Here is a 25,041-nt window from a genome sequence, read left to right on the forward strand (position 1 = left end):
AGCATGAACAAATATGAATTAGCTCTTGTTGTTAATGCAAAAATCGAGGATGAAGAAAGAGCCGCAGTGGTAGAGAAAGCGAAAGAGTATATCACTCGTTTCGGCGGCGCAATAACCAACGTAGATGAATGGGGCAAGAAGAGACTTGCTTATGAGATTCAAAAGATGCGTGAAGGTTTCTATTACTTTATCCAGTTCGATGCCCCGGCAGATTGTCCGGCAGAATTAGAGAAGCGCGTGCGTATTATGGACAATGTGCTTCGGTTCTTATGCGTTAGACAAGATGAGGCGTAATAGAAAGAGGAGATTAGATGAATAAGGTTATACTGATGGGCAGATTAACCAGAGATCCTGAAGTGCGTTACTCACAGGGAGAATCCGCAACAGCGGTTGCAAGATATACATTGGCAGTAGACAGAAGATTCCGCCGTGATAATGACCAGCAGACAGCAGATTTTATCAATTGCGTTGCTTTTGGAAAAGCTGGAGAATTTGCGGAAAAGTATTTTCACAAAGGAATCAAGATTGCCATAACCGGAAGAATCCAGACCGGAAGCTACACCAATCAGGAAGGGCAGAAAGTCTACACGACGGATGTTGTTGTGGAAGAACAGGAATTTGCTGAGAGTAAAGCGGTAAGCGACAGCCAGACAGGAGGATTTCAGCCTGCTGGCAGACCGGCGCCCAGCGCTGCAGTCGGGGATGGTTTTATGAACATTCCAGATGGGATTGATGAGGAATTACCCTTTAATTAGAACAGGAGGTAAATAAAATGGCTTATAATAAAACAGACAGAGGCGATTCTCCCATGAAGAGAAGAGGCGGAATGCGCAGAAGAAAAAAAGTTTGTGTTTTCTGCGGCAAAGATAATGTAATTGATTATAAAGACTCCAATAAGTTAAAGAGATATATCTCTGAGAGAGGAAAGATCCTTCCCAGAAGAATTACCGGAAACTGCGCAAAGCACCAGAGAGCTCTTACTGTTGCAATCAAGAGGGCAAGACATATTTCCCTGATGCCGTATGTAACAGATTAAGCCCTGGGAAGTTCTCCAATATAATACAATTTTATAAGATTTCAGGTAAGACCAATCATCTTCGGATGGTTGGTCTATTTATATAATTTGGACAAAATGCCGGAAATTACCTGTGAAATGTGGTAAATCTTAGTAAAAATGCGGAGTATTGGCATTGAAAGCGAAAAAAAGAGTGTGCTATAATAATTTCACAAAACATGACAGCAGGTATGGTCATGAGTATAGGCAGGTTCGCGCAAATGAAATACCATCGTTTAAAGTATCGTTTATGCATGCAGCACAGCTTTGACAAAAAGGCGGAGCACAGACATCATCATTTAATTGAAATTGAGATTGTGGCAAGACATATGGCAGAAGAATTCTTGGAATTTGCCAGTATGGATTCTGTTTTAGAGCAGGTGTTTGGTCCTTACCAATACCAATATCTCAATGATTTTCCTGAATTTGAGGGAAATACCAGCATTGAGCATTTGGGCGAAGTGTTTTATTTAAAGGTGAAGGATGCATTGGAGAAGCAGCACTGGAAATTTGCCCGTTTTGAAATAAGTGAAACGCCTTTGCGCATTTACGCCATCACAGAAGAAACATTTTAATACGGAATTAACTTATAAGGGAGGATTTCAATGAAGGCCAATAAGATTTTCCGGAGCGCTGCGGCAGGGCTGCTGTCCGTATCTCTGTTATTATCAGGGTTGCCCGTCACAGCGGCAGAACTAAATCCAGACGCTTTGAACCAGCAGGCGGAAACAACAGGCGGATCAGAAAACAGTACAGAATCTGTTGCGGCATCAGATCAGAATCCGGCAAATGGAAATGAATCTGCCCCAAAAGACTCTGAACCGCTTCAAGATGGGAAAGACGCCGAAGCAGACGGCACTCAGACATCAGAGCAGAATTCCGGCGGAGAACAGTCAAATCCAGCCGGCAGCCAGTCGGAAGGATCAGAGGATTCCCAGAACCAGACAGGAGAACAGAACAATCCGGATGACAGCCAGTCAGCAGGAACAGAAGGTTCCCAGAACCAGGCAGAGGAAACAGAGGATCGTCAAAACTCCAATGACAATGAAGACTCTGACACAGACGATGAGAAGAACGAGGATAATGAAGTTAAAGATTCCATGTCTGATAAAACCGACGGCAAAGCAGAGGATGAGAAAGAGACTTTGGGGGAAGATTCTATTGCGGCAGCAATCCATCCCAGTGTAAGCGGCAGCATTGCTATTGACGGCAATCTTTCTGACTGGGCAGGGGTAACGGAACGTTCCGGCTCCGACGTGGATTATTGGAAAGCTGCGTTTTCTCCAGACGGCAATACATTGTATTTCAGCTTTACGGGAAATGCCACCACTGAGTGGGATTATAATTTTACAAAAAATAAATTTCAGTTTGCTTATCCCGACGGCATATCAGATATCAGTAATCAAATTACTGTCCATGCAGGGCAGGGTAAAGCAGAAGTGAAGAATGCCTATTTCGGCAATGTTGCGGGGGCAGAGGCTGCAGTAACCAACGAAGCCCACGGAAATAACCCGGGACTTTACGTTGTAGAACTTGCAGTTCCCGTCAGCTTTTTCCACAGCATGGACTTTACGCTTACCTTCGGAGGCACTGCAATTGCTTCCAGCGATATTGAGCAGGTAAACGGTGATTCTATCACAGAAGATCTTCCAGCTGTTTATGCTGGAATCAGTATTGACGGAAATTATTCTGACTGGAAGGCAGTGGCTAAAACGGACGCTTCCTGTCCCAACAGCGCCCACACCGAATGTTTGTCACAGGTTGCAGCAGTGTTTGACGGCCACTGGCTCTATCTTTATATCAAGGACGGCAAGGGCAGCAATGCATCCGGCGCAGGAACCCATTCCAATGGTAAATTTGCCATTACCTCTGATTTAGGATACGAGACAGACATTCAGTTATCTACAGCGCCGACAGTCAGCGGAGTAAACGGAGCTGCGGTTGCTTATAAGGGAAGTGAATGGGAGGTGGCAATTCCCAAAGATCAGCTTCCGAAATATAGAGAAAGCCTTTCTTTCGGACTTTATCAGGGAGAACCCTTTCTCAGCGGCATTGTAAACCTGCAGCCGGACAGTGGGAATAATCTGGAAAACCTTTTTGATGGCATTCACTTTGACGGCCAGTATAAAGACTGGGAGGATTACGGACACAGTACCATCCAGTATGCCACTGCAGGTTCCCAGGAATCGCAGATTGACGCCAAAGGCGCACTGTATTCCAGTGACGGAAAATTATATGGGCATGTTGTGACTAATATGCCGCAGCATTTGCAGGAAGCAGGGCAGGAATTTACAGAAGCAATTACCATTGCATTTAATCAGAGCGCTGAGAGCCTGAGAAACGGTTCTGTAGATCAAAGTATGGTATTTTATCCAAGATTCGTAACTGTGGACGCCAACGGAACTATCGACTGGAATCCCAAACGTGCGGGGCTGCCGGAAGGTACCTATGAATACCATATCGTTTCCCTGGACGCCTGGGGGCAGTCTCAAAATATCAGTGATCTGAATGATATGGATCAAATCTACGGGAAAATGATTATGACCATTGGAAAAGACGGAAAGGATGAAATGGAATATTATCTGGAACTGCCGATGATCGCAGAAAAGCTTGGCGTGGATGCAGCAAATTTGAAAGAAATTGCCGCACAGTATGGAAGAATTGGGCAGGAATGGATTTTTACTGCAGGCACTTCCACAGGCCCTCTTGCAGGAGTGGCAATCTGCATCGCTTCCGTCGGCATCGTATTCTGGTACAGAAAAAGGAAAAAAAATGAATTAATACCATCTGCTGCATAGCGGCTCCCTTGCTGGAAACAATAAAATTCTGACAATGGATTATGCAGCTTCCTTGCCGGAAACAATAAAATTCTGGCAATAAATCATAGAAAATGCAAAATCGGTACTAGGAGGAATGGGCATTGAGAGACAGAAAGAAGTCATATTATCTGATTGTATTAATGCCCATTCTTTATGCATTAATAGCATATGGAACGGCGGAGCTTGTAGGAAACAGCGGCGTCTATCCCAGCGGGAAGGATACCCTGGGACACCTCTACCAGGGAGAGGTATTATATCAGGCAGTCAGGAGCGGAAATCTCTGGCCTGCATACCATTCACTTTGGTACAATGGAATAGAAATGATGCGTTATTGTGCGCCGATTCCAGTCTGTCTGCTGGCTGTCTGCCAGTTCTTGGGCGGCAGTTCCATGAACGGTTACCTCATTTTTATTACGATTCTTTGCTTTCTTGGATCAGTATCATGGCTCTATGCAGGATGTAAAGCAGGACGTCCTTATTTTGGTGCTTTTTTAGGCATGTTATGGTTTTTTATGCCCAATAATCTGAGCACCCTGTTTTATGAAGGGGATTTGGCAAAATCTGTCTGCAATGCAATCCTTCCTCTTTTGATGTATTGGGTATATGACTACCTGCAAAGCCGGCGCTGGCGTCTTTTGCCGAACATTTCTTTTTGCTTTGCGGTGATTGTGCTGTGCCACATTGACTATGCCGGAATGATTCTGATAAGCTTTGCAGTATATCTGATTGTAACTATGGTGATTTATCATCAATGGCAGCAGCAGACACATATAATATCTGCTCTTATCTTGGGATATCTTCTGGCAGGAGCATGGCTGATCCCCGCTGCAGCCGGCGGTATGAACTCCGTAAACAGCCTTGAGAGCATGGCAGATTATTTTCAGAATATATTTTTGTCAATTAATCCTGCCGCCCGTATGCACCTGGGCTGTGTGAATTCTTATTTCGGACTGGCGGCCATTTTGCTGACTGTTTTTGGAGTTTTTCTCAGCAAAAAGAAATCTATGGCTGGATTTTGGACAGGCCTGCTGGTTCTGATATTCAGTTCGGAGACATCCTACCTGTTGTTGGAACTTTTGCCAGGCAAAGAATATCTTCAGATGCTCCGTTTTATATCCATTGGATTATGTATGATATTATTCAGCTTTCTGATTTGGGATACATTAAAACGAACGTGGATTGTGCTTTTTGCAGGGCTGCTGATTCTGGATGTTCTGCCCTCTCTGCCGTTGATTCTGGGAAACCGTTCCGGGGCGGCGCCGGAGAATCGGATGGCATATTATTCGGATGCTACGTTGATTGGCGAAGCTAAGGAGATGACAGAGCAGCGGCTGGCGCTGCTGGATGAAAGCAGCCTTGGTTCTATGAGCGCATATCTGGTGACAGGTTACGGAAAGCCTGTAGCTACCTCCTATGGGGCTGCCGAAAAAGCGGCAGTAACAACAGCGAATTTTAAACAGATTGACCGAGCTTTGGAAGAGGGTAATTTTCTCTATCTATTTGATCGGTGTATGGAATTGGGAAATGATACGGTTGTGATTCAGCTGGATTACATCAGCAATCCAATAGAAAATCCGATTCTTAAGCTGGATCAGGCAGCTCAGAGAGTTGGATATGAACTGATGGATTTTAATGAAAATTATCGTTTTTATAAGCTGTATGCAGAAGGAAATTGGGGAACAAAAGCCAGATACCGAGCCATAGGCATTGGATCTGCAGCGCCGGGCATTTCCCGTCAGTTTCCAATGGTTGAGGAAACCGAAACCATCAATCTGAATGATTTTACTTTTGAGGATTTACAAGACTATGATTTGATTTATCTGGCAGGATTTACCTATGAAGATAAATCAGATGCAGAACAACTGATTACAGATTTAAGTGAAGCAGGCGTTCGGATTGTGATTGCGGCGGACGGCATTCCGGATGACATGGGCAGCCGAAATCAGAGTTTTCTGGGCGCAGTCTGCAATACCGTTACTTTTTCCCAGGGGTATCCGGATTTGGATACGATTGACGGAGTTCTGGATACTGACTTGTTCCCCAATGGACATCGGGAATGGAGTACCGTATATCTCAACGGTCTGGATGATGTCTGGGGTAAGGTAAAAGATGCCAAACAGGAACTGCCTTTCTATGGGACGATAAAAAATGACAACATTGTGATGATTGGACTGAACCTGACCTACTATTACAGCCTCACACAGGACGAAGGGGTGGGGAAGCTTTTGAGCCGCGCCATGGATTTAAGCCCGGATGAGCTGCCAGAACGTGAGATAGAGCCTTATCACATTCAGTATACCAAGAATCAGATCATCCTTACAGCCGAAAAGGATGATGTCAATACAGGGCTTGCTTATCATGACAGCTTTGCGGCAAACCGGGAGATTTATGAGAAAAATCACCTGACTTATATCAAATCAGGCAAGACTGTGATCACATTTACCCGTCCCTATCAAAAGAAAGGAATCCTTGTCAGCCTGGCAGGGCTTGCGCTGCTGTCGGCATTTACCCTGCATAGGAGAAAGCGGCTGCAGAAGGCTGAAAAAGAGGCAGAGTAATGATATATATTTATAAAAACAGGAAGCTGTTTGTATCAGTAAGAAAAGGAAGCGGGGGAATCATATGATAAAGTATCTGATAGGTTTGGCGGGATTAATGATATGGCTGTTTATTCTCCGCGTTTTGAATAAGAGTAAGCTGAATTTCTGGTATTTTCTTGTGGGAAGCACAGGCGCCTTTCTCCTGATGCTGGCATATTTACAGCCTGTGCTGACTCAGCCTCTGGCACGGATTGTAGCGCTTCTGGCAAGCCTTCCGGGGAAAATCGGGGCTATGTACAGCGCTCATTACAAATATGGCGTTATTTTTATAGAATCGGCGGCAGGAGCAATTTCACTGAAAATAGATTTCGAGTGTTCCGGTATTATTGAAATTATCGCATATCTTTCCCTTCTTATGTTTTATCGGGTCTATACGGTATATGAGCGGATATATGTGGGAGTTCTGGGCATCATAGCAATGGTGCTGGCAAACGCCTTGCGAATCACAGTAATTTCCATGATTATTTATTTCGGCGGAATTGATATGTATCATATTGCACACACTTTTATTGGCCGGTTTGTATTCTATGGGCTGTCTGTGATGATATATTTCTATGTCTTTACGAAACCGCAGATCATCAAACAGAAGGTGGGGAGTTTCCAGTATGACAGTGATAAATAATTTTTTGAATTCTTTCTTGTTTTGGGCTGCCTGGATTATCATTCCGCTGATTATGGAGATTATTCCCTCTATGGGCAGTGTACTGATTCTGATAAAAAAGAAGCTGTTTCCTCCTAAATATGAAGATCCTGTGTTCTGGCCCGAGATTACGCTGATCATTCCAGTGTATAATTCAGAGAATTCCCTGCAGGAATGTATCCGATCCATCAACGACAGTGATTATCCCAATGAAAAAATGAGAATTTTTCTGGTGAACAATCAAGGAAAGGACAATTCCTTCCAGGTGTATACCAAATGTCAGGAATTATATCCGGATCTGCTGATGCAGTGGCTGAATGCCAGGCAGGGAAAGTCCCGGGCACTGAACCTGGCATTGTTTAATGCAGACGGAAAATATATTATCCATGTGGACAGCGACGGGCAGTTTGAGCCTCATGCCATACGCAAAATGGTGCGCAAATTTGAATGCTGCCAGAATGTGGACTGCATGACCGGCGCAATTCTTACTATGCCAGAAATGATTGAAGAATACCGGGGGATTTTTGCGCGTATACTTCGGAAAATGGAATTTATGGAATATGCCCAGGCTTTTTTGGCAGGAAGGAATTATGCTTCTGAGACAAATTCCATATATACCCTTTCCGGCGCATTTTCCGCATTTCGCAAGTCTGCTGTGTTAAAATCCCAGCTTTATAATACGGATACCATTTGCGAAGATACCAATATTACATTTCAGATGCGGTTTTTGCAGCGTATCCGGGTGGAAATCTGTGAAAACGCCATATTCTGCGTTGACCCCATTGAAGGAGTCAATAAGCTATATACTCAGCGGCAGCGCTGGCAGCGGGGAAGCCTGGAGGTGTCCCACCAGTTTTTGGAAAAAGATTTGAAGGTGCGCAACATGTTCACGAATGTTATGGTCCGTACCCTGATGTATGACCACACCTTTGCATTTCCAAGACTGATCTGGTATCTGGCGCTGATTTGTTTGATGTGCATGAATTATTCCCCCAAAGTAATTTTGATTTCCACAGGAGTTATTTTCCTTCTGTATATCATCAGCGGATACCTGTATTATTTTTCTACTGTGGGATTCCTGAAGGAATTTGAACATTTAAAGCGGTATTACCGAAAACATTGGTATGTGGTGCCTTTGCTTCCGTCTTTTAATTTTGCGGTGTTCTTTATCCGATTTGCAGGAGTAATCAACAGTATCAATACAGACAGTGCATGGAAAACCCGTACTCTGACAGACGAAAGAAAGGATTTTGAGGCAGAATTTAAGGCAATGGCCCAAAAGCCTCTGAATTTGCTGCAAAGGGCGCGGAAAGCAGTAAATTATGAGCAGGAATGAAAGATATGAAACGCAAATTTAATTTTTTCATTATAACGGCCCTTGTGGTATTTTTTTCTATGGCAGCGGATGCATTTATTATCTGGCAGTTAAATAATTATGAGACAAGATTTCTGGAGCTTTACGGAGCAGAACAGGATGGCTATGTTCAGGTAGTTCTGGGAGAAATTAACCGTCTGGGGGATGACGCCACAGAGAAGGATATTACCAACATTATCAGTTCTCTGGACGCCACAGCAAGCAGGTATTGGACCCTCAGCAAAGGAGACTCCTTTCTGTTTGTGAAAAGCCTTACGGAAACCAACCGTTATAAGGGATTTACAGACGGCACTTATTATGCCAGTGACTCGGCGGCAGCTTTTATGAATCTCCTGGACGTAAATCAGGTGGGCCACCAGATTATTTATCTGGATGAGGATCGGTTTATTGCTTCCGGCATGATTTTTGACTGGAGAGAGCAGCAGTACCGGATTTGTCTCCTGACCTATGACAAAGTAATCCTGGAAGACAATATTCTGCTGGAATGCAGAAATTCTATTATCATTATTCTGTCCATCGTTCTGGCGCTTTTGATTATTCTGAGTATGATGATGTCCAAAAAAATCAACAGTCAGGCCGTTTTGGCCAAACGGCAGCAAGAGCAGATGATATGGCAGAATCAGCAGTTGGAAAAATTGGATGGACAGCTGAAGCGGGAATATGCTTTCAGCGCCAGCAAACACGTATTTAAGCATACGGTATTGAAGGAATTTTTGCAGGTTTTGGATGAAAGAGGAGCGCATCCCTTGCACTTTGCAGTATTCGAAACAGAATCAGCAGAGGCCCGGGATGAATTTTTTGAACATATGCAGGTAGTTCTGGATAGCAATGTGCTGCGGTTTTCCATGGATGAAAAAAGGATCTTGCTGATTTTTGCCAGATATGAAAAGACCGCCAGCAGCAGGATTATCAACTCTTTGGAAAACCGGAAGGTACGGAGACTGGCAGATTTGTACTGTGAGGATAATAAGGAAAATTACAGCTTGCAGTTTGAGCGATTTTGGAAGGCGGTGGCAGATACATGAGAAAGGAAAAGCTATATCGGGAATATCGGCTGAAATCTTATTTAAATATGAACCATTACATCATTATTAATGGCAAACAAGGGCAGACACATCCCCATACCTGGGAATTTATCACCACAATTATTGTCAGCGGCAATGAATTCGTGGAATTTCGTACCTTTGAATCATTGATTGAGCAATATCTGGAGCAATATCAAAATCAGATTTTAAATAACATCAAGCCATTTGATTTAATTGTTCCTACCATTGAAAATGTGACGGATTATTTCAATGAAGAGCTTCAGGCGCTGCTAAGAGAGCAGGGCGGGGAACTGGTTTCCATAGAGGGAAGCGAAACGCCCACCAGAAGCTATATTGTCAGCCACAGGAATGAACCGGAGTTTATTGAGCAGATTGGGAAAAAACAGACAGAGCAGGTATTTAGCGTAGTGCAGTATGTGGTGGATCAGCTTATGTCGGATCAGAATAATAAATGGTAAACCATAAGAAGAATGAGCGAGGACAAAAAAATGCATAAATTTCACAAAAGAAAAGCGGTAAACTTTCTATGGCTGCTATTGGCAGCGGTAAGTCTCTTTTGCGGATGCGCTTCACAGCAGCTGGAGCTGACGGTTGATCCTGGGAAGGAAGAAGCAGAAGAATCCATGAATTTGCCTGAGGATTCCGGGGAGGATATAAAGGTTCTTCCAATGTGCAGCGAGGATGGAGTGAATTATTCCTTCCGCACCCGTGAAAAGACTTTTCAGGTATATGGAGAAAATGGACAATGGCAGGATATTATGCCCATTGGCGTGAATATCGGGGCAGGTAAGCCGGGCGCTTTTCCAGGGGAATTTGCAATTACCGAGGATGATTATCTCAGATGGTTCCGCCAAATCAGCGAAATGCATGCAGATACCATCCGTGTTTATACGATCTTAATGCCGGAGTTCTATCAGGCACTTGCCAAATACAATCAACGGGCAGCGTCGCCTCTATATTTTATACAGGGCGTTTATAATAATGAAGAAGACATCAGCAGCCTTCAAGACGCTTACGCCGAAGAAAGCAAGATTGCAGAAGACTGGACTGCAATGTGCCAAACCATTGTTGATGTGGTACATGGAAATGCAGTGATTGAGCCAGAGGCAGGCAATGCCGGCGGCACTTACACGGCAGACGTGTCCCAATATTTATGCGGTTGGATTCTGGGAATTGAATGGCAGCCGGAATTTGTTATGGGCACAAACGACAGGAATCCAAATCAGACAGCTTTTGAGGGAGCGTATCTGTATACCGAACATGCATCTCCTTTTGAGGTATTTCTTGCCTCCGGACTGGATGCATGTATTTCTTATGAAATGGAACATTATCAGATGCAGCATCCCACAGCATTTGCCAACTGGGTGACTACCGATCCTCTTTCCCATCCTGGAGAACCTAATCCCGAGACGGAGGATGCGGTATCCGTAGATGCAGAGCATATCAAGGCCAGGCCGGAATTTAAGGCGGGGCTGTTTGCATCCTATCATGTCTATCCCTACTATCCGGAAATGATGCGGTATGCGCCGGAACTTTTGGCAGATGATCCGCCCAATTCCTACCGGCATTATCTGGGTGATTTGAATGGTTATCATACCATGCCGGTGGTGATTTCGGAGTTTGGCGTGCCTGCTTCCAGAGGGATTACCCACCTTGCAAAGGAACCGGGATTTAACCAGGGCGGACTGACGGAGGAGGAACAGGGCAACGCCATTGTTTCCATGCTTCAGGATATTATTGATACCGAGTGCGCAGGGGCTTTTGTATTTATCTGGCAGGATGAATGGTTTAAAAGAACCTGGAATACCATGGATTTTACAGATTCTGATGTGAGGCCCTATTGGTGCGACGTTCAGACCAGCGAGCAGTTTTTTGGGCTGCTGTCCTTTGATCCCGGTGAGACGGCAGCCTGTACGGTGGATGGAAATGACGGTGAATGGGAAGGGGAGGAACCTGTACTGAACAGCGGGGACACAGAACTTTTCGTAAGAAGTGATGAGGCATATGTGTATCTGCTGATTCGGGGAAACAATGATAATTTAGAAATTGCCATAGATACCATAGAAAATCAGGGAAATGAAGAATACGGCGGCGCCGATTTCTGCCTGAAGCTGAAGGGGGAAGACGAGACCAAACTGCTGGTGCATCCATATTATGATGTCAATTACTGGCTGTATACCGCCGGACTGTACGCCTCCAATGAAGTGCTGAAAGTGCAGGAAGGGTATGCGGATGCTGAGAACAATACCTTTGCTCCCATTTATCTGATGTTAAACCGTCCGGTACTCTTGACAGACGGCACATTGGTGGAAACGGAACAGACAGAAACGGGAAAGCTGCGCCATGGGAATGCCGATCCTCTGTCATCGGACTATAATTCCCGGGCAGATTTCTGTAAAAAAGGCAGTGTGACAGAAGTTCGGCTGCCCTGGCTATTGCTGAATATTGCCAAACCCAATGTCAAGATGCGTATTGCCGATTTATATGCCAATAATGAGATTACTTATGAATCCATCAATGATATTAAATTTGAAATAGACGGAGTACAGGGTGCTTATGCCTGGGATGGGTGGATTCAGCCGGCCTATCGGGAGCGGCTGAAACAGTCTTATTATATTTTGCAGGATTATTTATCGAAACAATAGGAATTTATACTAAAATATAGTAAAATACTCTTGCTTATTACCTGTGAATAATAGTAGAATATAAATAAATACAGCAGGAAACATAACATATATCAGGAAAGGAGCTGTTGTCTGAAAACAGCCTTTGGCCAGAAAGGAGATTATGCTATGGGAATGAACAGTGTACCGTCAATGAACAGCATGTCAAGCATGCATATGATTACGGCAGCTTCCACAGAGCCAAAAATCAAAAATATTCAAAATGAAATTACAAACGTACAGCAACAGATGCAGAAGTTATCTTCCAAGGAAGAACTTTCTATTCATGAAAAAACAGATGAACGAAAGAAACTTCAGAAAGAAGTATTCCGTCTCAATACAGAACTGAAACAGCATCAGGAAGAACTGCGCAAGTCACAGAAAAGAAAAATCATGATGGCAAAGCTGCAGGAAGAGCTTAAGACGAACGAAAAAGAAGCTGCAGAAGATAAAAACCAAACAAAAGAGACATCCTCAGAGAAAGCAAATGAAAAGAACCTGCCAAATGACAAGCAGCAGCCAAGTCGTCAAGGAACGATCATACTCCGCAACAGCGATGGCACTGTTATTTTAAAGGACAGAATGAATCAGATTGAGAACCGCGGCACAGATACAGACAAAACACAGGATGATGAAGCAAAAGAGGAGAGCATTTCTGATAAAGAGACAAAAGCCGCAGACAGTGACACAGATATTGGCCTGTCTCCCAAAAAAGCACATGCAATTGTATCCGCAGATGCTTCCATACAGCAGGCAAATCGCCTGGGAGCTGTCATAGCCAGAACCAAAGACGGCATCGTTATTTTAAAGGGAGAAATGAATCAGGATGAAATGCGTGATGTAAATACAGAAAGGACACAGGATGCGCTTGAAAAGATGGAAAAAAGGGAGCAAATGGCAACAACATTTCAACTCTCTGTGTTGGGTGAAGCTAATAAGACAATGAAATCAGCATTAGAGATTAATGATGTGGCCGGAATTAAGAATAAATCACAGGGCAACGCCGAACATAACGCTTTTATTAATGCTGTGAGAGCATCCCAGGAAGAAGGGCTGGCAGCACAGCAGAAGTTTTTCCTTTCTTTTAGAGATTGACAGGCTTTCCTGACATAAACCATATATTTCTTCATCCAAGGGGCTGACGGAAAATGAAATTCAGGCGCAATATAGCATAAATCCTTAAAACCAAAACGCTATATTGCGCCTGAATTTCATTTTCTGACAGCCCAGCGTTTTGAAGTTCCGTTTTCAGAACCCCTTCATCATGCGCGTGGACATCAGGCAAGTTTCTCCGTTGGTAAAATAGATAATTCGATTTTTAGCATCTACTTCTTTTATGTTATTTCTATTTACCAGAAAAGACCGATGGCAGCGCACAAAGTTATCGCCTAATGTGCTTGTCAGTTCTTTTATAGAGCTGGAAAATTCAATCTGACGATCTTTCGCATGGAGAATCACTTTATGGATATTACTGGAAGTTTCAAAAAAGAAAATATCCTCATAATCTATGCTGATTTTTCGTCCACCCACTTGTGTAGTATAGACCTTATGGGTCTTGTTGGTCTGGAGCGTATAGCGTTCCATTGCATTTAACAGACATTCTCTGATTTTCACTTTCGCTTCGGCAGGGTTGTCTTTTAATACAAAGTCCATGGCCTCCACCCGATACTGAAACGTCATGTAGCTTAGTTCAGAATGTGCGGTTATGAATATAATAAAACCGCGGGGATCATACAATCTGATTTGTTGCGCCAGTTTCATTCCGTTCATGTCGCTGTTCAAATCGATATCAAGGAAATAAATGCCTGTGTTCTGATTGGTCTTAACCTTTTCCAGCAGCACATAAGGGTCTCCTGCATCTAAAACAAGCTGCATATCCAATTCTTCTATCAACACGGTATTTTGAAGGATTTGCACAATCGTCCGCCGCTGTTCGGTATGGTCTTCGCACACAAAGATGTCCAGCATATTATGTCACTCCTTTCTGGCAGCAAGTTCCATATGCTGCGTGAAACAACCGGACTGCATTGTTGTTTCCAGCAGCACATTGTCATAAGAATTGATAATTTTCTGAGCGTTGGAAAGTCCAATTCCCTGATGTCCAATCCTTGTACTAAAGCCTTTCTGTTTTAACTTATGCAGCGCTATGCCGTTATCCCGAAAGTGATTGCTTATGATGATTGACACGCCAGTCTTATTCTGAAGGATATTTAAGCCTATTTGGGGCTGTTTTGTCTCCAACGCGGCTTCTATCGCATTGTCTAAAAAGATTCCCAGTATTCTGGCAAGATCTACGGTGTCTATCAGAAAACTGTCTACTCTGTCGGGAATATCAATTGTGACATCAATCCCTGACTCATGGGCGTAAATCATTTTTGCAGAAAGCAGGCTTTTGATTTCCAGCACGCCGATGTTACTAAGCTGATTCAGCTTGTAATCACCCTGATCAATCAGATTCTTTGTTGGGAAAATTTTGTCCTCAAAAAAATTCTTTAATTCGTCCATATCGCGATTTTCAATATAGCCGGATAAAGAAAGCAAAATGTTAACGTAATCATGCTTAAAGGAACGCAGCCCGTTATACATGACTTCCAAATTGTGTGTGTAGTCCTGCAAATCCTGCAAAGCTTTCTGTTTTGCCTCTGTCTGCAGCTGTTCCAGCCAGGTACGGCGCATAGCCAGAAGCAAAAAAAGCATAACAAGCAAATACCCTGAAATATGTAAAGCATTATTATATATCATTTTGCCGACAGAGCCATTTTGTCCCGGAATCAAATTATCAAACAGATAGATGGTTATAAGGAGCAGTAATGCAGCGTCAATCAGATACCAGGTCTGCGGAAGACGCAGAATTCCTTTGCCCGACAGTAATAATTTCTTAAGAAGCCTGCCGCAAAGCAACGTAATAAAATAAAACAGCAGCATGCGAATTAGAGTGACGCCGAAAGAAATATACTGCTGATTTGATAAATGTGGAGAAATCAACATATTCCGAAGATTTGCCAGCAAATTATCTACTACGACGGTAAGCACAAATCCAATCATCCCCATACAAACATTCTGGGATGCGGTATCTCGGTAAGTAACCAATCCATAAATACACGCTGCCACCAAAATACCGAACAGACCGTATGGGATGCAAGACAGGAGCGTTACAGGCATTCCGGCAAGCAACAGCAGCATATAAAGCGCCAGAAACGCTTTCAAACTCATGCGCTGAGGCCATACATTGCGAATGGCAAGAGAAAGCTGAAAAAACGACAGCAACATTTCAATATAATCCTCCTTTCGAGGTTTACCTCCCTGATTATACTGTATTTGATTGTTTGTATCAAGTGCTGCTCTGCGAAAATGCTGAATAACTGCGTAGTCCCCAGGATAAAAACGCACTTTTTAACGAAATGAAGCATTTTATGACTGTTTTAAAAGAAGAATTGTTTTCTCTGGTATGATAACTATATACTTGTTTTGGAAGGAGATATGAAATTATGAATCACTTTTTAAAAGGAGCTGCCGCAGCAGGAATAGTAATAATTGCTTCAATGGCAGTCAACATATTCTGCAACATGCACGGCATTAACTTAGATTCTACAGGGATAAGTATGATTTCACCGATTTGCTCTATATTGCTTTATCACGGATTTATCAGAAATGAAAAAAAATAAAGATAATCAGAATAGAGTACCGCAATCGCAACACAATTTTTATTTCTTTTAAAGTACTTCATCATTAGAAAATTGGCGGCAGAGGATCAGCCACAGCTTCGCTTAGTGTGTAACGCAGCAGAGTTGTGGGGAATTAGATCCTCTTTTATTAAAATAGCAGCCCGGATGCATCCCTTTCGTTAATCAACGATAAAATCTTGTATCCTTTTTGACTGTTTTACAGAACCCTTTCATAGTTCCACAACCGTTTATCCGTTGAAAAATCCTGTCCAGGTCTGGAACTGCTCATGAACCTCGTCGTAGATATCGTCGTCCGCGTCAGAGAGGGTCGCTTCCTGGTCGTAGAGCTGATTGCTGATCTGATTCAGCTCACTGTCTGTCCCATCGGAGTAGTCCCACTCGTCGGGGACATAACGGCTCAAGCTGAACGAGCCGTCCGCCACCTGATCCACCAGCTCCTTGGGCCAGTACTTTTGCAGCTCCGCCAGGCGCTCCGGCGTCCGGTCCGCTTTGTCCCTCTTCGCCAGGGCCTCCTCTGTGTTCACCGCCAGAAAGAGGGTGATGCAGTCACTGTCTGTGACCAGGGCCGCACTGTAGATGTGCTCCTTCCCAATCTCCCGGCGGATCTTCTCCATTGCGTGCCGCACCGCCTTCTCGATGTCAGGTTGCAGGCCTAAAAAAAATTGTTCCATCTCTCATGATTCCCCTTTCTTTTTGTCGAATTAATATGGACAAAGTATACCACCATCCCAAACAGCTTTCAATCCTCAAAAAGCGCACAGCGGGCTATGTAACCTGAATTTGGCGCAAGTATCGCGCAAAGCGGGTGCGCTTCTGTAACGGTCTGTGGGACTGCAATTACCAAATTGTCACTTTTTGTGCAGATAAAATATTAACCGTTTAATCCCATTACTATTTTTCATAAAAAACTAAACACTGACCATCATCAGAATATGCTGCAAATTTATCAAATTGCGGAGTAACAATATAAAAATCCTCCAACAATCCATCAACTTCTTCAAGTACATCTATTATATTATCTATATATCCTTCATAAACCCACCCATCAGAAAGAATTAAATAAACCTTTTTATTCCAATCATAAGATAACCGTTCTTTTATTTTTGCCAGCATACATTCCCAACCAATCGTTTCACTAATACAATCTATCTTTTTCAGTTCCTGCCTAAAATGCAGCCAGCAATAGTTTAGTTCCACTTTTGGATACTTCTTATGATCTGCAAATGCATAATAAAATTCATTTATAATCTTTTGGTATTTTGTCTTTGAATATTCATAAAACCGTTTTCTGTCAACTGATTTTTCCTTTATTATTTCTTCAATTTCAGTCCGAATCCAGTATTTCACAGGCTTATCTTTCAAATGTTCTCTCCAATTCTCCATTTTTTCACCTACCAAAACAATTCCATCATAGTTCCCACCCTTTGGTTCCATTTAGCTACATGCAAAGTGATTTCATTGTAACCCTGCTTTTTTATATGATTTATCCCCCATAATAGCAGCTTTTTGCCTAAACCCTGCCTTTGAAATGCCTTATCAGCAAACAGGTCATCTATTTCATTCCCATAGCAGGACACAGCTCCAGCAATCACCCCGTTTTTCAAACAAATGTAAGTATTATTTGCTTTATCTATCATTTGAGCATAACCCGAATAAAAATTTATTGGTTCAACTTCCAAATCTTTTCTCATTTCGTAAAAACACTCATTATATTTTGAATATATTCATTCCAATATTTTTTTGGAAAGGTATGCAAAGTATCTCGTCACTATATTCTATTTCTTTATCAAATAACATTTTACAGGCAATTATTTCTTTCATTGTATTTTTCCACAAATATCTGCGTTCTTCCAAACGCGCCGGATTTCATCACGCACTTCCATCAACGCAAAACCAAGCAGATTTTGCCCTCTCCACTTTAGCGGATTTAAAGCATTTTCGTCCGTTTCTTCCATCATAATTCCCCATATATTGTCATATGGACTTGCCTCCGCAAGAATACTGTCGCCGGTCGACAACAGAAAATCTCTGAATTTGGGATCTTGTGTAAACTTTAAATAATTGCTGTTTAGGACAATGGAATACTTTACCTCATCCCATATCATTTCGTCAAAATTTCTCACTTTTCTTCCCAGAGCTTTTCAAAGTGGTGGGATTGATAACAAAACCAATGCGGTGAAGCACACCCCGGCAGGTGGTAACATTCAGGTTTCCGTTCAAAGCTGGGAGTTCTATGTAAAAATCAACATAACCGGCAGCGGCAAAGGAATAGCTGAGGTCAGACAGGAAATGATCTTCAAACGCTTTTACCGGGAAGAAGAAGTACACAACATTGAGGGAATTGGTATCGGACTATATCTGGCTCGTGAAATCGTCACCATGCAGGGAGGATATATCAAAGTTGCTTCAACAGTGGGTTGTGGTTCCACGTTTTCCGTATTTCTGCCTCGTGGATAAAATTTTTAAGAAACCAGCGGCCTGTGACATTTCTGCGACAATTGGCTGTTATGATAGTGACCACGCAGACAAGTTCATATTTGATAAGGGGAGGAGAGCCAAATGCCAGAATTACGCAACATTCCGCTCACATATAAAGAAGGCGTGCACAGCGTTGTTGATTTTAGTAAGGACATCAACGGAGACAATGCGATCTCTTTTGACTATGACGCACAGTATCAAATGCTTACCTATAACATTCCTGTTGGGAAGGACAGGCGTGAGATGACGCTGTACAGCGTGCCAGAGGGGGAACTTGTTCGGACGCTGCGTGCCTTCTATGGCAAGGGTGGAATGCTTCAGAAGATTACGGCTATGCTTAAGGGCCGCGAAACACTTTTGTACATCCGCTATGAAAACAAGAAAGATGCTAAGGCGAAAATTCGGAGATTTGCTATCCGAAATGCAAATGCCATGATTGAGCAGATCCAACAATGTACGGATGTTATGGCAAGGCTTTTTATCGACTACTACAGTGACGGCGATAACATGGATTACCATGCAGTGATCGGCACCGCAGAGCAGATGGAGGCAGTAAGACGGAAATACCGCGACGAAGATGCCTGCGATAACTCCGGCAACTACCCGTCTGAATATATCAAAGGTGACAACAGGATGCTGATCACAATGGTACGCTGCGCCGAGGGCCATCCGTCAGAGAATTTCCGGTATGCCGTAGAAATCATGTCAAAGCATATAGAGAAACACGCTTTGGCAGCATTGCGCAAGACTGAGGATTTCAAATATATCTGCGCGGAATATGATTAAGAAAAATGAATGCAAATAGCAGAAAGGAAAATGTCATAATGAGTGCAAAACGGTATCAGATTTCCCCCATAGAGCTGGTTCAGTGGGCAGAACCGCTGTTCGGCTTTGGAGAGGGGAAAGCAACAGGGTTTTCCGAGAAAACAGTCGCCTCCTATGAGGCGGCGGCAGGAATATGCCTTCCCGCTGCCCTGCGTGACTACTATCTCACCTGCGGCAAGGCCAGCCTGAACTGTGCGCTACATGAGATATTCGTCCCTGACAAAAAGGCCAAACTCTTTGAGAAGCGCCTGACCTTCTCTTACGATCATATTGACGAGGACTTGGAGTCTTTCAGCAAACCGGGAGAAGAAGATTATGAAGAGTTGGCGAAGCTGCGTGCCCTGCCGCGAGAGCGGTGGGGCGAGGTTGCAGGCAACTACCTGCTGTTCTGGTGCGAAAATCAGGGCTGTTGGTACGCAGGCATCAAAGCGGAGGATTTGACCCACCCCAACCCGGCGGTGTACTACAACGACCAGGATGATATGTACAGCTGGGCTCCATTTTCCGATTCCGTCCAGTCTTTCCTCCTGGACATTATGCTTGTAAATCTGGAGGAAGAGGCCAACCCAGACGAGATCGAGAACCCCGCCGAAATACAAAAGATCCTGTCCAAGGGCAGTGTAGACTTCGAACGGTTGTGTGAGCCATATCCTTTCCCCGGCGGGCGCTTCTGCCACACCTGTCTGGATACCGAGACCAATACGCTGTATGTCTATGGTGAGGAAGCGGAGGGCCGTCCCGCGTATTTGAAGGTATTCAAGCCGGGCGAGGAAGAATAGACAACTTTCATTTGCAGATTAAGGAGGAAAACAGTATGGGATTATTTTCAAAAAAGCCAAAGGAGCCTGAGTACGATGCAGTGGACTGTGAGAGAAAGAAAAAAAGAATGAGGGAGGTTTTTAATGAAGCGGTCAAAGATGGAGATACTTACGAAGTTCTGTATGCTTATATGTCAACTTCAAAATTTGAAAGAGGTTTCATATTTGATTGGAATACTACTACGTTTTTCTGCTACATCGTTGGATTCAGGCGAAGCGATTTTAGCTTAGTCCTTGTGCAGATAGACGCAGCCTTGGAGAAACATTCAGACCCGTTTTATGTTGATATAGACAACGTAGGCAATGTTTCTTATGACCCCAAGGCCCATCAATTATGTTTCGAGTATAAAAAAGGCTCAGAAGACTTTGGAGAATTGCTGAATATCGGCGGAACAAGTTCTAAAACTTTGTATGGGCCAAAAAACATACACCAACCGGATGAAATTGAGAGACTTCTTGATTTTGCGGAAGCGTTTCGCGTAAAGCTGGAACAAAGAGGATATAAGCTGGATAAGTGGAAAAGGTAAAACGGTTTTGCTGTAAAATGGAACGGATGAAACATGGGGCAATATAAAAACGAATGGGGAGAAATATCACAAATAATAGAGGAACACATCAATTTGATGATAGGGATGCATCTTGAAACAGGGGGTGTATTCAAGTGCATTTCCGCTAAGATTGGATTTTTTCCGTATGCACAATGTCTTGGGAAAGTGCTGATGGACAAAGACTGGAACAGGTTGAATAACCTTATTTACCAAGAAAATTGTTTCAGAAGTTTGTGTTCTTTGATGTGTGGAGACACTCATTATTGGGCTTTACTTGAAATGCTGGAGGCTCTTGCTGTGGGAAATATGAAAACACCGGACTTGCTTGTCCCCCATAAAACAGAACCAGTAACCCATATTTTTCCTGCATACAGACCCGCCACCGATATGCTGATCGGACTTTGGTGCAAGGACAACAGCGTTTTAGATTATGCCGTTCCGAGGGCAAAAAAATTTGTATCTGGAAAAAGGCCGCCCGTTTATGGGACGAAGAACTGTTTCAGCAGTTACCCATACCAGATCATAAAATTTTTTCCAAAGAGTACGCTGTTTGGAGAAATACACAAAAAGTACATCCTGAGTTATTTGCAAAATATCCTGAACCAATGATTAACAACGTTTTAGTAAATCCTGAAATTGAAATGTCAGAGCAGAATAAGTAAGGTTTTTGAAATGTCACAGAATTGTGACATTTCAAGGGTGAACAACCAGCGGCCCGTAACATTTCTGTAAAAATTGGCTGTTATGATAGCGGTATCACAGAAAGGATGGTGCTTACCATGAGCATTTTGCAAACAACTGTTCTCAAAAAATACTACGGAAGGGAGCCGAACATCACAAAGGCGCTGGACAGCGTGACCCTCTCCATTGTGCAGGGGGAATTTGTCGCCATTGTCGGGACCTCCGGCAGCGGCAAGTCCAATCTGCTGAACATGATGGGCGGTCTGGACGTGCCACCTCCGGCAGCGTTCAGATCAAGGGAAAAGAGCTGGCCGTGCTGAACGACGAGCAGCTTACCATCTTCCGTCGGCGCAATATCGGCTTTATCTTCCAGAACTACAACCTTGTCCCTGTTCTGAACGTCCATGAAAATATCGTCCTGCCCGTAGAGCTGGACGGCGATATGGTAGACAAAAATTCATGGATGAAGGGCGCAATGCCGCCGAATGCCGCCATGCCCTGGCGGTATAAATCTTTCTGCATGTCGTCATGCATGTCCTTGTCCTGATAGTATAAGAAGGCAGATACAAATGTAAATACCCAGTCGCTAAATTCTTTTAACAGCCATTCATAGGGTTCCGCATATTCCCTCTGGAAACTCATGGTTACTGCCTGCGGTTGGCTGCCCATAGCCATTGTCAATGCAATCATTGACGTGTCGCTGATATTCCGGCGGGATTCCACGCCACGCTTTACAAAATCAAGTGGGAGCAGAGGCTGTTTCTTCGGGTAAAGAGTCTTCTTCTTTATCCTGCTCTATTTCTTGGATAGCGGAGTGTTCCTGTGCCGGTGCGTTTAAAAGATCATTATCAAAATCGCTATCGTCCGTTTCTGAAAACGATATTATTTCCTTTTGCATTATGGAGGCACCGCCCTTTTATCTGTATATTAAAAATATTTTTCCATCTTTTTTCAAAACAGTTCCGATTTATTATGTCCATTTCTCCTATTGGTGACAGGAGGTAATTGATTTAATGATAAAACAATTACAAAAAGTCGGAAAGGGATGAAAACACTGTTGCCGTTAAGTTGAAATTTAATAGGCAGGCAGCTTTTCGTGTCCATGATGAATTTACAGATAACATAACAGAAGATTCACGGGGAAATTTATATGTCCAAATAGATTTACCGACAATGAGATTCTGTATTCTTATGCAATGTCTTTTTCTGATAGCGTTGAGATAATAGAACCGCAGTCTATACGGGAGCAAATGAAAAAAATTACAGAAAATGCAGGAAAAATATAGAACATGACATTAGGTGCCAGGTTATGTTTGATACACTGTTTCCATAAGGAGGTGCTGATATGAAATTTGAATGGAGAAAGCACGAAAAAGCCCTGTATGGAGCAAAAAGTATACCTGCTTTGGTAGATATACCCACACAAAATTTTATTATGATTAAGGGAAGCGGAAATCCTAACGGCACGGATTTTTCAGATAGGGTAGGCGCTCTCTTTTCATTAGCGTATGCTATTAAAATGGGTTATAAATCTACTGCAACTGAAAATATTTTATCAAATGAAATCCACGACTTTACGGTTTATCCTTTAGAGGGTATCTGGAAACAGAAAAACGTTGATACGGAATCTGCTGCCGGTAAACTCATAAAAGAAAATTTGGAATATACCATTATGATACGTCAGCCGGACTTTATCACATCGAAAATGGTATGTGCTGCATTAGAAAGGGTAAAAATTAAAAAGCCAAACCAACTGTATGAAGAAATTATTTTTGATACGATACATGACGGAAAATGTGTTGAAATTCTGCATATTGGTTCATATGACAATGAACCATTCTCTTTTGGGCAAATGGATAGATTTGCAAAAGAAAATGGTTTACAACGGATAACAGATTGTCACAGAGAAATCTATTTAACTAATAGGACAAAAGCGGATAAGCTCAAAACAATTTTGAGGTATAAGGTAAATTAGTAAACAGTAAATCCGTTGAACCGATAAGAACATAAGGCTATACTTGAACCTTTTCCCCTATGAAACGATTGTCCGGGCAACCAGCGGTGAGCCGGAAGCCGTGGACGAGGTTTTTACGACATTACAGCAAGCGAATCCAAATCGCTTTCATTTTTTGAAAAACGGATATATAATAAAGCAACGACAAATCGTTAAGGAAAGAATCGAGAGGGCTTGATAAAGAGAATAGATGGAAAGATAACGGAGATTCCTTTTTCCTTCCAGTCAAAGTGCTGTCCCGTAAATTCCGTGGGAAATATATGGAAAAACTGAGATCACTTTGGCAGGATAAAAAGCTTAAACTCCATGGGACGGCCTTAAAATACCGTAACCATTATGAAATGAAGCGGCTTCTGGATATCTGTTATGGGAAAGAGTTGGTTCCCCATTGCAAAAAACTTTTAATGGAGCACAGTCTGTCATCTAATATCTTGGGAACTATATCCATCGGATTGCAATCAGCAACTGCCGCCTAGTCCATATGGATGAGGACAATGTGACATTTTCTGTAAAAGACTGCACGAAGGAAGGAAAATGGAAAACACTGACGCTTTCCAGGATTGAATTTATCCGCAGATTTGCTAGAATGCAAAAATATATTTTTGGTATTGATATCTGCACTTATAGTGAATGTGCGGAAAAATGTTGCACCGGCAGATACGGCCCCCATCGCGAATAAAATATTTCGGCTGTCTTATACTGCTTTTTCATTTACATCATCAGCCATTTCTTCAACAAGGTCTTTTCTTAATTCCACATCATTAGATACTTTTATATCTCCGTGTTTTTGACAATATCAATCACTTCACCAATTTCGCCTATCATCCAAAGCAACTTGTGTTTACCTGCTTCAGGAGAAAGCTTTTCCCATTTATCTTTGTATTTATTCTGAAGCCTTCTTTGCATATCTAACATTTCATTTATACTAAAATCAGACATAAATCTTTTCCTTTCAAATCTCAATTTGTTTTATAGTTTTTTAATTGGGAAAAACATGTAATTCTTCCCTGTCTGCGGGCAAGTAAAATCATGAACTGCCCCCGCCAGAGGAATGGAATTGTCTTCCAAATATTTTATTACTTTGGGGAAAACATCATCTTCTTCGCACTCTGTATAAATATATTCATAGCTAGGAACAATCCACTTTGTCCAACCATTTGGCGCTTCTGCATCATCTCTGCATTCTACTCCCGCAAGATAAAGACCCTTGGTAAAACCTTCCCATGGTTTGAACATGTGCGAAAAGTCAGACATCACTCCCCATATGCCAACTATGTTACCTGTCACATCTTTCTTGGCCAAAGCGTGAACTTCTTCAAAATGAGAATTTGCATCAGCCCATAATCTTTGGATGAACCCTTCTCCGTCCAAAGTAGAACCTTCTTTTCCTATTACAACAAAAGATTCTTTTATACATTTTTCTATTTTCATATTTTTCTCCTTCTAATGACGATTTTGCGATAATAAGATACCCCTGCCGGTATTTCACGGTGATTTTATCTCCAGCAGAGAAGCCCGCCTGTCCAGCCAATTTCCTTGTAAAATAATCGGTTACGTTTATTATGCAAAGAGTGACAAAACTTTTTGATATTACTTTTTGAATGCTGAACTACGAACCAAACTTATTTTAGTGATTCCGGCAATCAATATCCCAATAAGCGCAACTGTATCTACAAGTATAACAGCAACTACACTTTTTATCAATCCATGTACAAACATTATGGAAAATACCTCTACTGAGGAACTGTCGTGAAATAATTTGTATATTTTTGGAATCTATGTTAATATATGTCA

The 25,041-nt window shown here is 42.7% G+C and carries 29 protein-coding genes and 3 pseudogenes; 22 read left to right on the forward strand and 10 right to left on the reverse strand.

What is annotated here, in order from left to right:
• The first annotated feature begins 3 nt into the window (after window positions 1-3).
• The 12 genes from rpsF (at window position 4) to E5329_RS13950 (ending at window position 13,292) form a co-directional block, all read left to right on the forward strand.
• Window positions 4-294 carry a 30S ribosomal protein S6 gene (gene rpsF / locus E5329_RS13895; protein WP_135990143.1) on the forward strand — a complete coding sequence of 97 codons (291 nt, stop codon included), beginning with the start codon at window positions 4-6 and terminating at the stop codon, window positions 292-294.
• A 17-nt stretch (window positions 295-311) separates the two neighbouring features.
• Window positions 312-755, forward strand: a complete 444-nt coding sequence (locus E5329_RS13900; RefSeq protein ID WP_135990114.1) for a single-stranded DNA-binding protein — start codon at window positions 312-314, stop codon at window positions 753-755.
• A gap of 17 nt (window positions 756-772) precedes the next feature.
• Window positions 773-1,036 carry a 30S ribosomal protein S18 gene (rpsR, locus tag E5329_RS13905; RefSeq protein ID WP_135990115.1) on the forward strand — a complete coding sequence of 88 codons (264 nt, stop codon included), beginning with the start codon at window positions 773-775 and terminating at the stop codon, window positions 1,034-1,036.
• A gap of 215 nt (window positions 1,037-1,251) precedes the next feature.
• The gene (locus tag E5329_RS13910) at window positions 1,252-1,629 is read left to right on the forward strand and encodes a 6-carboxytetrahydropterin synthase (RefSeq protein ID WP_168356628.1); all 378 of its coding nucleotides are present in this window, start codon (window positions 1,252-1,254) and stop codon (window positions 1,627-1,629) included.
• Between the two features lie 30 nt (window positions 1,630-1,659).
• On the forward strand, window positions 1,660-3,852 hold the full coding sequence (locus tag E5329_RS13915; protein WP_135990117.1) for a Firmicu-CTERM sorting domain-containing protein: 2,193 nt from the start codon (window positions 1,660-1,662) through the stop codon (window positions 3,850-3,852).
• A 122-nt stretch (window positions 3,853-3,974) separates the two neighbouring features.
• Window positions 3,975-6,431, forward strand: coding sequence for a 6-pyruvoyl-tetrahydropterin synthase-related protein (locus E5329_RS13920; protein WP_135990118.1), 2,457 nt, complete (start codon window positions 3,975-3,977; stop codon window positions 6,429-6,431).
• A gap of 64 nt (window positions 6,432-6,495) precedes the next feature.
• Window positions 6,496-7,095, forward strand: coding sequence for an exosortase family protein XrtG (gene xrtG / locus E5329_RS13925; protein WP_275443272.1), 600 nt, complete (start codon window positions 6,496-6,498; stop codon window positions 7,093-7,095).
• Complete coding sequence (locus E5329_RS13930; protein WP_135990119.1) at window positions 7,079-8,449, forward strand: TIGR03111 family XrtG-associated glycosyltransferase; 1,371 nt, start codon at window positions 7,079-7,081, stop codon at window positions 8,447-8,449. The genes xrtG and E5329_RS13930 overlap by 17 nt, the downstream gene beginning before the upstream one ends.
• A 5-nt stretch (window positions 8,450-8,454) precedes the next feature.
• Entirely contained in the window at window positions 8,455-9,513 is a 1,059-nt protein-coding gene (locus tag E5329_RS13935; RefSeq protein ID WP_135990120.1) for a hypothetical protein, read from the forward strand.
• A complete protein-coding gene (locus E5329_RS13940; RefSeq protein WP_135990121.1) occupies window positions 9,510-9,992 on the forward strand; it encodes a 6-carboxytetrahydropterin synthase in 483 nt (160 codons plus the stop codon). Before E5329_RS13935 ends, E5329_RS13940 begins: the two co-directional genes overlap by 4 nt.
• A gap of 30 nt (window positions 9,993-10,022) precedes the next feature.
• Window positions 10,023-12,179, forward strand: coding sequence for a family 2 glycosyl transferase (locus E5329_RS13945; RefSeq protein WP_135990122.1), 2,157 nt, complete (start codon window positions 10,023-10,025; stop codon window positions 12,177-12,179).
• A gap of 147 nt (window positions 12,180-12,326) precedes the next feature.
• Window positions 12,327-13,292, forward strand: coding sequence for a FlxA-like family protein (locus E5329_RS13950; protein ID WP_135990123.1), 966 nt, complete (start codon window positions 12,327-12,329; stop codon window positions 13,290-13,292).
• 153 nt (window positions 13,293-13,445) lie between these two features.
• Here E5329_RS13950 and E5329_RS13955 read toward each other — a convergent pair whose 3' ends face one another.
• Together E5329_RS13955 and E5329_RS13960 are read right to left on the reverse strand one after the other, a co-directional pair.
• Window positions 13,446-14,165, reverse strand: coding sequence for a LytR/AlgR family response regulator transcription factor (locus tag E5329_RS13955; protein ID WP_135990124.1), 720 nt, complete (start codon window positions 14,163-14,165; stop codon window positions 13,446-13,448).
• A 6-nt stretch (window positions 14,166-14,171) separates the two neighbouring features.
• Window positions 14,172-15,467, reverse strand: coding sequence for a sensor histidine kinase (locus tag E5329_RS13960; protein WP_135990125.1), 1,296 nt, complete (start codon window positions 15,465-15,467; stop codon window positions 14,172-14,174).
• 218 nt (window positions 15,468-15,685) lie between these two features.
• Here E5329_RS13960 and E5329_RS29775 point away from each other — a divergent pair, with 218 nt between their 5' ends.
• Complete coding sequence (locus E5329_RS29775; RefSeq protein ID WP_168356629.1) at window positions 15,686-15,862, forward strand: hypothetical protein; 177 nt, start codon at window positions 15,686-15,688, stop codon at window positions 15,860-15,862.
• 248 nt (window positions 15,863-16,110) lie between these two features.
• Here E5329_RS29775 and E5329_RS13965 read toward each other — a convergent pair whose 3' ends face one another.
• The 4 genes from E5329_RS13965 to E5329_RS13980 form a co-directional block, all read right to left on the reverse strand.
• A complete protein-coding gene (locus E5329_RS13965; RefSeq protein WP_135990126.1) occupies window positions 16,111-16,554 on the reverse strand; it encodes a DUF4303 domain-containing protein in 444 nt (147 codons plus the stop codon).
• A 220-nt stretch (window positions 16,555-16,774) separates the two neighbouring features.
• Window positions 16,775-17,317, reverse strand: coding sequence for a DUF6756 family protein (locus E5329_RS13970; RefSeq protein WP_168356630.1), 543 nt, complete (start codon window positions 17,315-17,317; stop codon window positions 16,775-16,777).
• Window positions 17,275-17,574 (reverse strand): GNAT family N-acetyltransferase, encoded by a 300-nt coding sequence (locus E5329_RS13975; protein WP_275443273.1) that lies wholly within the window; start codon window positions 17,572-17,574, stop codon window positions 17,275-17,277. Before E5329_RS13975 ends, E5329_RS13970 begins: the two co-directional genes overlap by 43 nt.
• A 126-nt stretch (window positions 17,575-17,700) precedes the next feature.
• A complete protein-coding gene (locus E5329_RS13980; protein WP_135990128.1) occupies window positions 17,701-17,988 on the reverse strand; it encodes an NADAR family protein in 288 nt (95 codons plus the stop codon).
• Window positions 17,989-18,052: 64 nt separating this feature from the next.
• On the opposite strand from E5329_RS13980, the pseudogene E5329_RS13985 reads away from it, so the two are divergent.
• The 6 genes and pseudogenes from E5329_RS13985 to E5329_RS14010 all read left to right on the forward strand — a co-directional run.
• A pseudogene (locus tag E5329_RS13985) lies at window positions 18,053-18,340 on the forward strand (sensor histidine kinase); the annotation flags it as partial.
• A 102-nt stretch (window positions 18,341-18,442) separates the two neighbouring features.
• Window positions 18,443-19,147: a hypothetical protein gene (locus E5329_RS13990; protein ID WP_135990129.1), complete on the forward strand. Its 705-nt coding sequence runs from the start codon at window positions 18,443-18,445 to the stop codon at window positions 19,145-19,147.
• Window positions 19,148-19,185: 38 nt separating this feature from the next.
• The gene (locus tag E5329_RS13995) at window positions 19,186-19,965 is read left to right on the forward strand and encodes an SMI1/KNR4 family protein (RefSeq protein ID WP_168356631.1); all 780 of its coding nucleotides are present in this window, start codon (window positions 19,186-19,188) and stop codon (window positions 19,963-19,965) included.
• Between the two features lie 35 nt (window positions 19,966-20,000).
• Window positions 20,001-20,531 carry a hypothetical protein gene (locus E5329_RS14000; protein ID WP_135990131.1) on the forward strand — a complete coding sequence of 177 codons (531 nt, stop codon included), beginning with the start codon at window positions 20,001-20,003 and terminating at the stop codon, window positions 20,529-20,531.
• Window positions 20,532-20,849: 318 nt separating this feature from the next.
• Window positions 20,850-21,161, forward strand: a complete 312-nt coding sequence (locus E5329_RS14005) for a hypothetical protein (protein WP_168356632.1) — start codon at window positions 20,850-20,852, stop codon at window positions 21,159-21,161.
• 170 nt (window positions 21,162-21,331) lie between these two features.
• A pseudogene (locus tag E5329_RS14010) lies at window positions 21,332-21,687 on the forward strand (ATP-binding cassette domain-containing protein); the annotation flags it as partial.
• Here the strand turns inward: E5329_RS14010 and E5329_RS32185 are convergent.
• Together E5329_RS32185 and E5329_RS29785 are read right to left on the reverse strand one after the other, a co-directional pair.
• Entirely contained in the window at window positions 21,609-21,923 is a 315-nt protein-coding gene (locus tag E5329_RS32185) for a hypothetical protein (RefSeq protein ID WP_168356623.1), read from the reverse strand. The pseudogene E5329_RS14010 and the gene E5329_RS32185 overlap by 79 nt on opposite strands.
• 49 nt (window positions 21,924-21,972) lie before the next feature.
• On the reverse strand, window positions 21,973-22,131 hold the full coding sequence (locus E5329_RS29785) for a hypothetical protein (protein ID WP_168356633.1): 159 nt from the start codon (window positions 22,129-22,131) through the stop codon (window positions 21,973-21,975).
• 298 nt (window positions 22,132-22,429) lie between these two features.
• On the opposite strand from E5329_RS29785, the gene E5329_RS32575 reads away from it, so the two are divergent.
• The 3 genes and pseudogenes from E5329_RS32575 to E5329_RS32835 form a co-directional block, all read left to right on the forward strand.
• Entirely contained in the window at window positions 22,430-22,519 is a 90-nt protein-coding gene (locus tag E5329_RS32575; protein WP_408634658.1) for a hypothetical protein, read from the forward strand.
• Between the two features lie 59 nt (window positions 22,520-22,578).
• Complete coding sequence (locus tag E5329_RS14020; protein WP_135990133.1) at window positions 22,579-23,208, forward strand: GyrI-like domain-containing protein; 630 nt, start codon at window positions 22,579-22,581, stop codon at window positions 23,206-23,208.
• Window positions 23,209-23,417: 209 nt separating this feature from the next.
• Window positions 23,418-23,827: pseudogene (locus E5329_RS32835) on the forward strand (transposase); the annotation flags it as partial.
• Between the two features lie 191 nt (window positions 23,828-24,018).
• Here E5329_RS32835 and E5329_RS14040 read toward each other — a convergent pair.
• Entirely contained in the window at window positions 24,019-24,186 is a 168-nt protein-coding gene (locus E5329_RS14040) for a hypothetical protein (protein ID WP_275443276.1), read from the reverse strand.
• 30 nt (window positions 24,187-24,216) lie between these two features.
• Window positions 24,217-24,678 carry a GyrI-like domain-containing protein gene (locus E5329_RS14045; RefSeq protein WP_135990135.1) on the reverse strand — a complete coding sequence of 154 codons (462 nt, stop codon included), beginning with the start codon at window positions 24,676-24,678 and terminating at the stop codon, window positions 24,217-24,219.
• Window positions 24,679-25,041 lie beyond the last annotated feature (363 nt).

The organism is Petralouisia muris (assembly GCF_004793545.1).
Classification (GTDB): domain Bacteria; phylum Bacillota; class Clostridia; order Lachnospirales; family Lachnospiraceae; genus Petralouisia; species Petralouisia muris.

What these genes read in the sequence shown, in the direction of transcription:
- rpsF (WP_135990143.1), top strand. Translation starts at nt 4, where the DNA reads ATGAACAAATATGAATTAGCTCTTGTTGTTAATGCAAAAATCGAGGAT.
- E5329_RS13900 (WP_135990114.1), top strand. Translation starts at nt 312, where the DNA reads ATGAATAAGGTTATACTGATGGGCAGATTAACCAGAGATCCTGAAGTG.
- rpsR (WP_135990115.1), top strand. Translation starts at nt 773, where the DNA reads ATGGCTTATAATAAAACAGACAGAGGCGATTCTCCCATGAAGAGAAGA.
- E5329_RS13910 (WP_168356628.1), top strand. Translation starts at nt 1,252, where the DNA reads ATGAGTATAGGCAGGTTCGCGCAAATGAAATACCATCGTTTAAAGTAT.
- E5329_RS13915 (WP_135990117.1), top strand. Translation starts at nt 1,660, where the DNA reads ATGAAGGCCAATAAGATTTTCCGGAGCGCTGCGGCAGGGCTGCTGTCC.
- xrtG (WP_275443272.1), top strand. Translation starts at nt 6,496, where the DNA reads ATGATAAAGTATCTGATAGGTTTGGCGGGATTAATGATATGGCTGTTT.
- E5329_RS13930 (WP_135990119.1), top strand. Translation starts at nt 7,079, where the DNA reads ATGACAGTGATAAATAATTTTTTGAATTCTTTCTTGTTTTGGGCTGCC.
- E5329_RS13935 (WP_135990120.1), top strand. Translation starts at nt 8,455, where the DNA reads ATGAAACGCAAATTTAATTTTTTCATTATAACGGCCCTTGTGGTATTT.
- E5329_RS13940 (WP_135990121.1), top strand. Translation starts at nt 9,510, where the DNA reads ATGAGAAAGGAAAAGCTATATCGGGAATATCGGCTGAAATCTTATTTA.
- E5329_RS13945 (WP_135990122.1), top strand. Translation starts at nt 10,023, where the DNA reads ATGCATAAATTTCACAAAAGAAAAGCGGTAAACTTTCTATGGCTGCTA.
- E5329_RS13950 (WP_135990123.1), top strand. Translation starts at nt 12,327, where the DNA reads ATGGGAATGAACAGTGTACCGTCAATGAACAGCATGTCAAGCATGCAT.
- E5329_RS13955 (WP_135990124.1), bottom strand. Translation starts at nt 14,165, where the DNA reads ATGCTGGACATCTTTGTGTGCGAAGACCATACCGAACAGCGGCGGACG.
- E5329_RS13960 (WP_135990125.1), bottom strand. Translation starts at nt 15,467, where the DNA reads ATGTTGCTGTCGTTTTTTCAGCTTTCTCTTGCCATTCGCAATGTATGG.
- E5329_RS29775 (WP_168356629.1), top strand. Translation starts at nt 15,686, where the DNA reads ATGAATCACTTTTTAAAAGGAGCTGCCGCAGCAGGAATAGTAATAATT.
- E5329_RS13965 (WP_135990126.1), bottom strand. Translation starts at nt 16,554, where the DNA reads ATGGAACAATTTTTTTTAGGCCTGCAACCTGACATCGAGAAGGCGGTG.
- E5329_RS13970 (WP_168356630.1), bottom strand. Translation starts at nt 17,317, where the DNA reads ATGGAACCAAAGGGTGGGAACTATGATGGAATTGTTTTGGTAGGTGAA.
- E5329_RS13975 (WP_275443273.1), bottom strand. Translation starts at nt 17,574, where the DNA reads ATGAGAAAAGATTTGGAAGTTGAACCAATAAATTTTTATTCGGGTTAT.
- E5329_RS13980 (WP_135990128.1), bottom strand. Translation starts at nt 17,988, where the DNA reads ATGATATGGGATGAGGTAAAGTATTCCATTGTCCTAAACAGCAATTAT.
- E5329_RS13990 (WP_135990129.1), top strand. Translation starts at nt 18,443, where the DNA reads ATGCCAGAATTACGCAACATTCCGCTCACATATAAAGAAGGCGTGCAC.
- E5329_RS13995 (WP_168356631.1), top strand. Translation starts at nt 19,186, where the DNA reads ATGAGTGCAAAACGGTATCAGATTTCCCCCATAGAGCTGGTTCAGTGG.
- E5329_RS14000 (WP_135990131.1), top strand. Translation starts at nt 20,001, where the DNA reads ATGGGATTATTTTCAAAAAAGCCAAAGGAGCCTGAGTACGATGCAGTG.
- E5329_RS32185 (WP_168356623.1), bottom strand. Translation starts at nt 21,923, where the DNA reads ATGATTGCATTGACAATGGCTATGGGCAGCCAACCGCAGGCAGTAACC.
- E5329_RS29785 (WP_168356633.1), bottom strand. Translation starts at nt 22,131, where the DNA reads ATGCAAAAGGAAATAATATCGTTTTCAGAAACGGACGATAGCGATTTT.
- E5329_RS32575 (WP_408634658.1), top strand. Translation starts at nt 22,430, where the DNA reads ATGTCTTTTTCTGATAGCGTTGAGATAATAGAACCGCAGTCTATACGG.
- E5329_RS14020 (WP_135990133.1), top strand. Translation starts at nt 22,579, where the DNA reads ATGAAATTTGAATGGAGAAAGCACGAAAAAGCCCTGTATGGAGCAAAA.
- E5329_RS14040 (WP_275443276.1), bottom strand. Translation starts at nt 24,186, where the DNA reads ATGTCTGATTTTAGTATAAATGAAATGTTAGATATGCAAAGAAGGCTT.
- E5329_RS14045 (WP_135990135.1), bottom strand. Translation starts at nt 24,678, where the DNA reads ATGAAAATAGAAAAATGTATAAAAGAATCTTTTGTTGTAATAGGAAAA.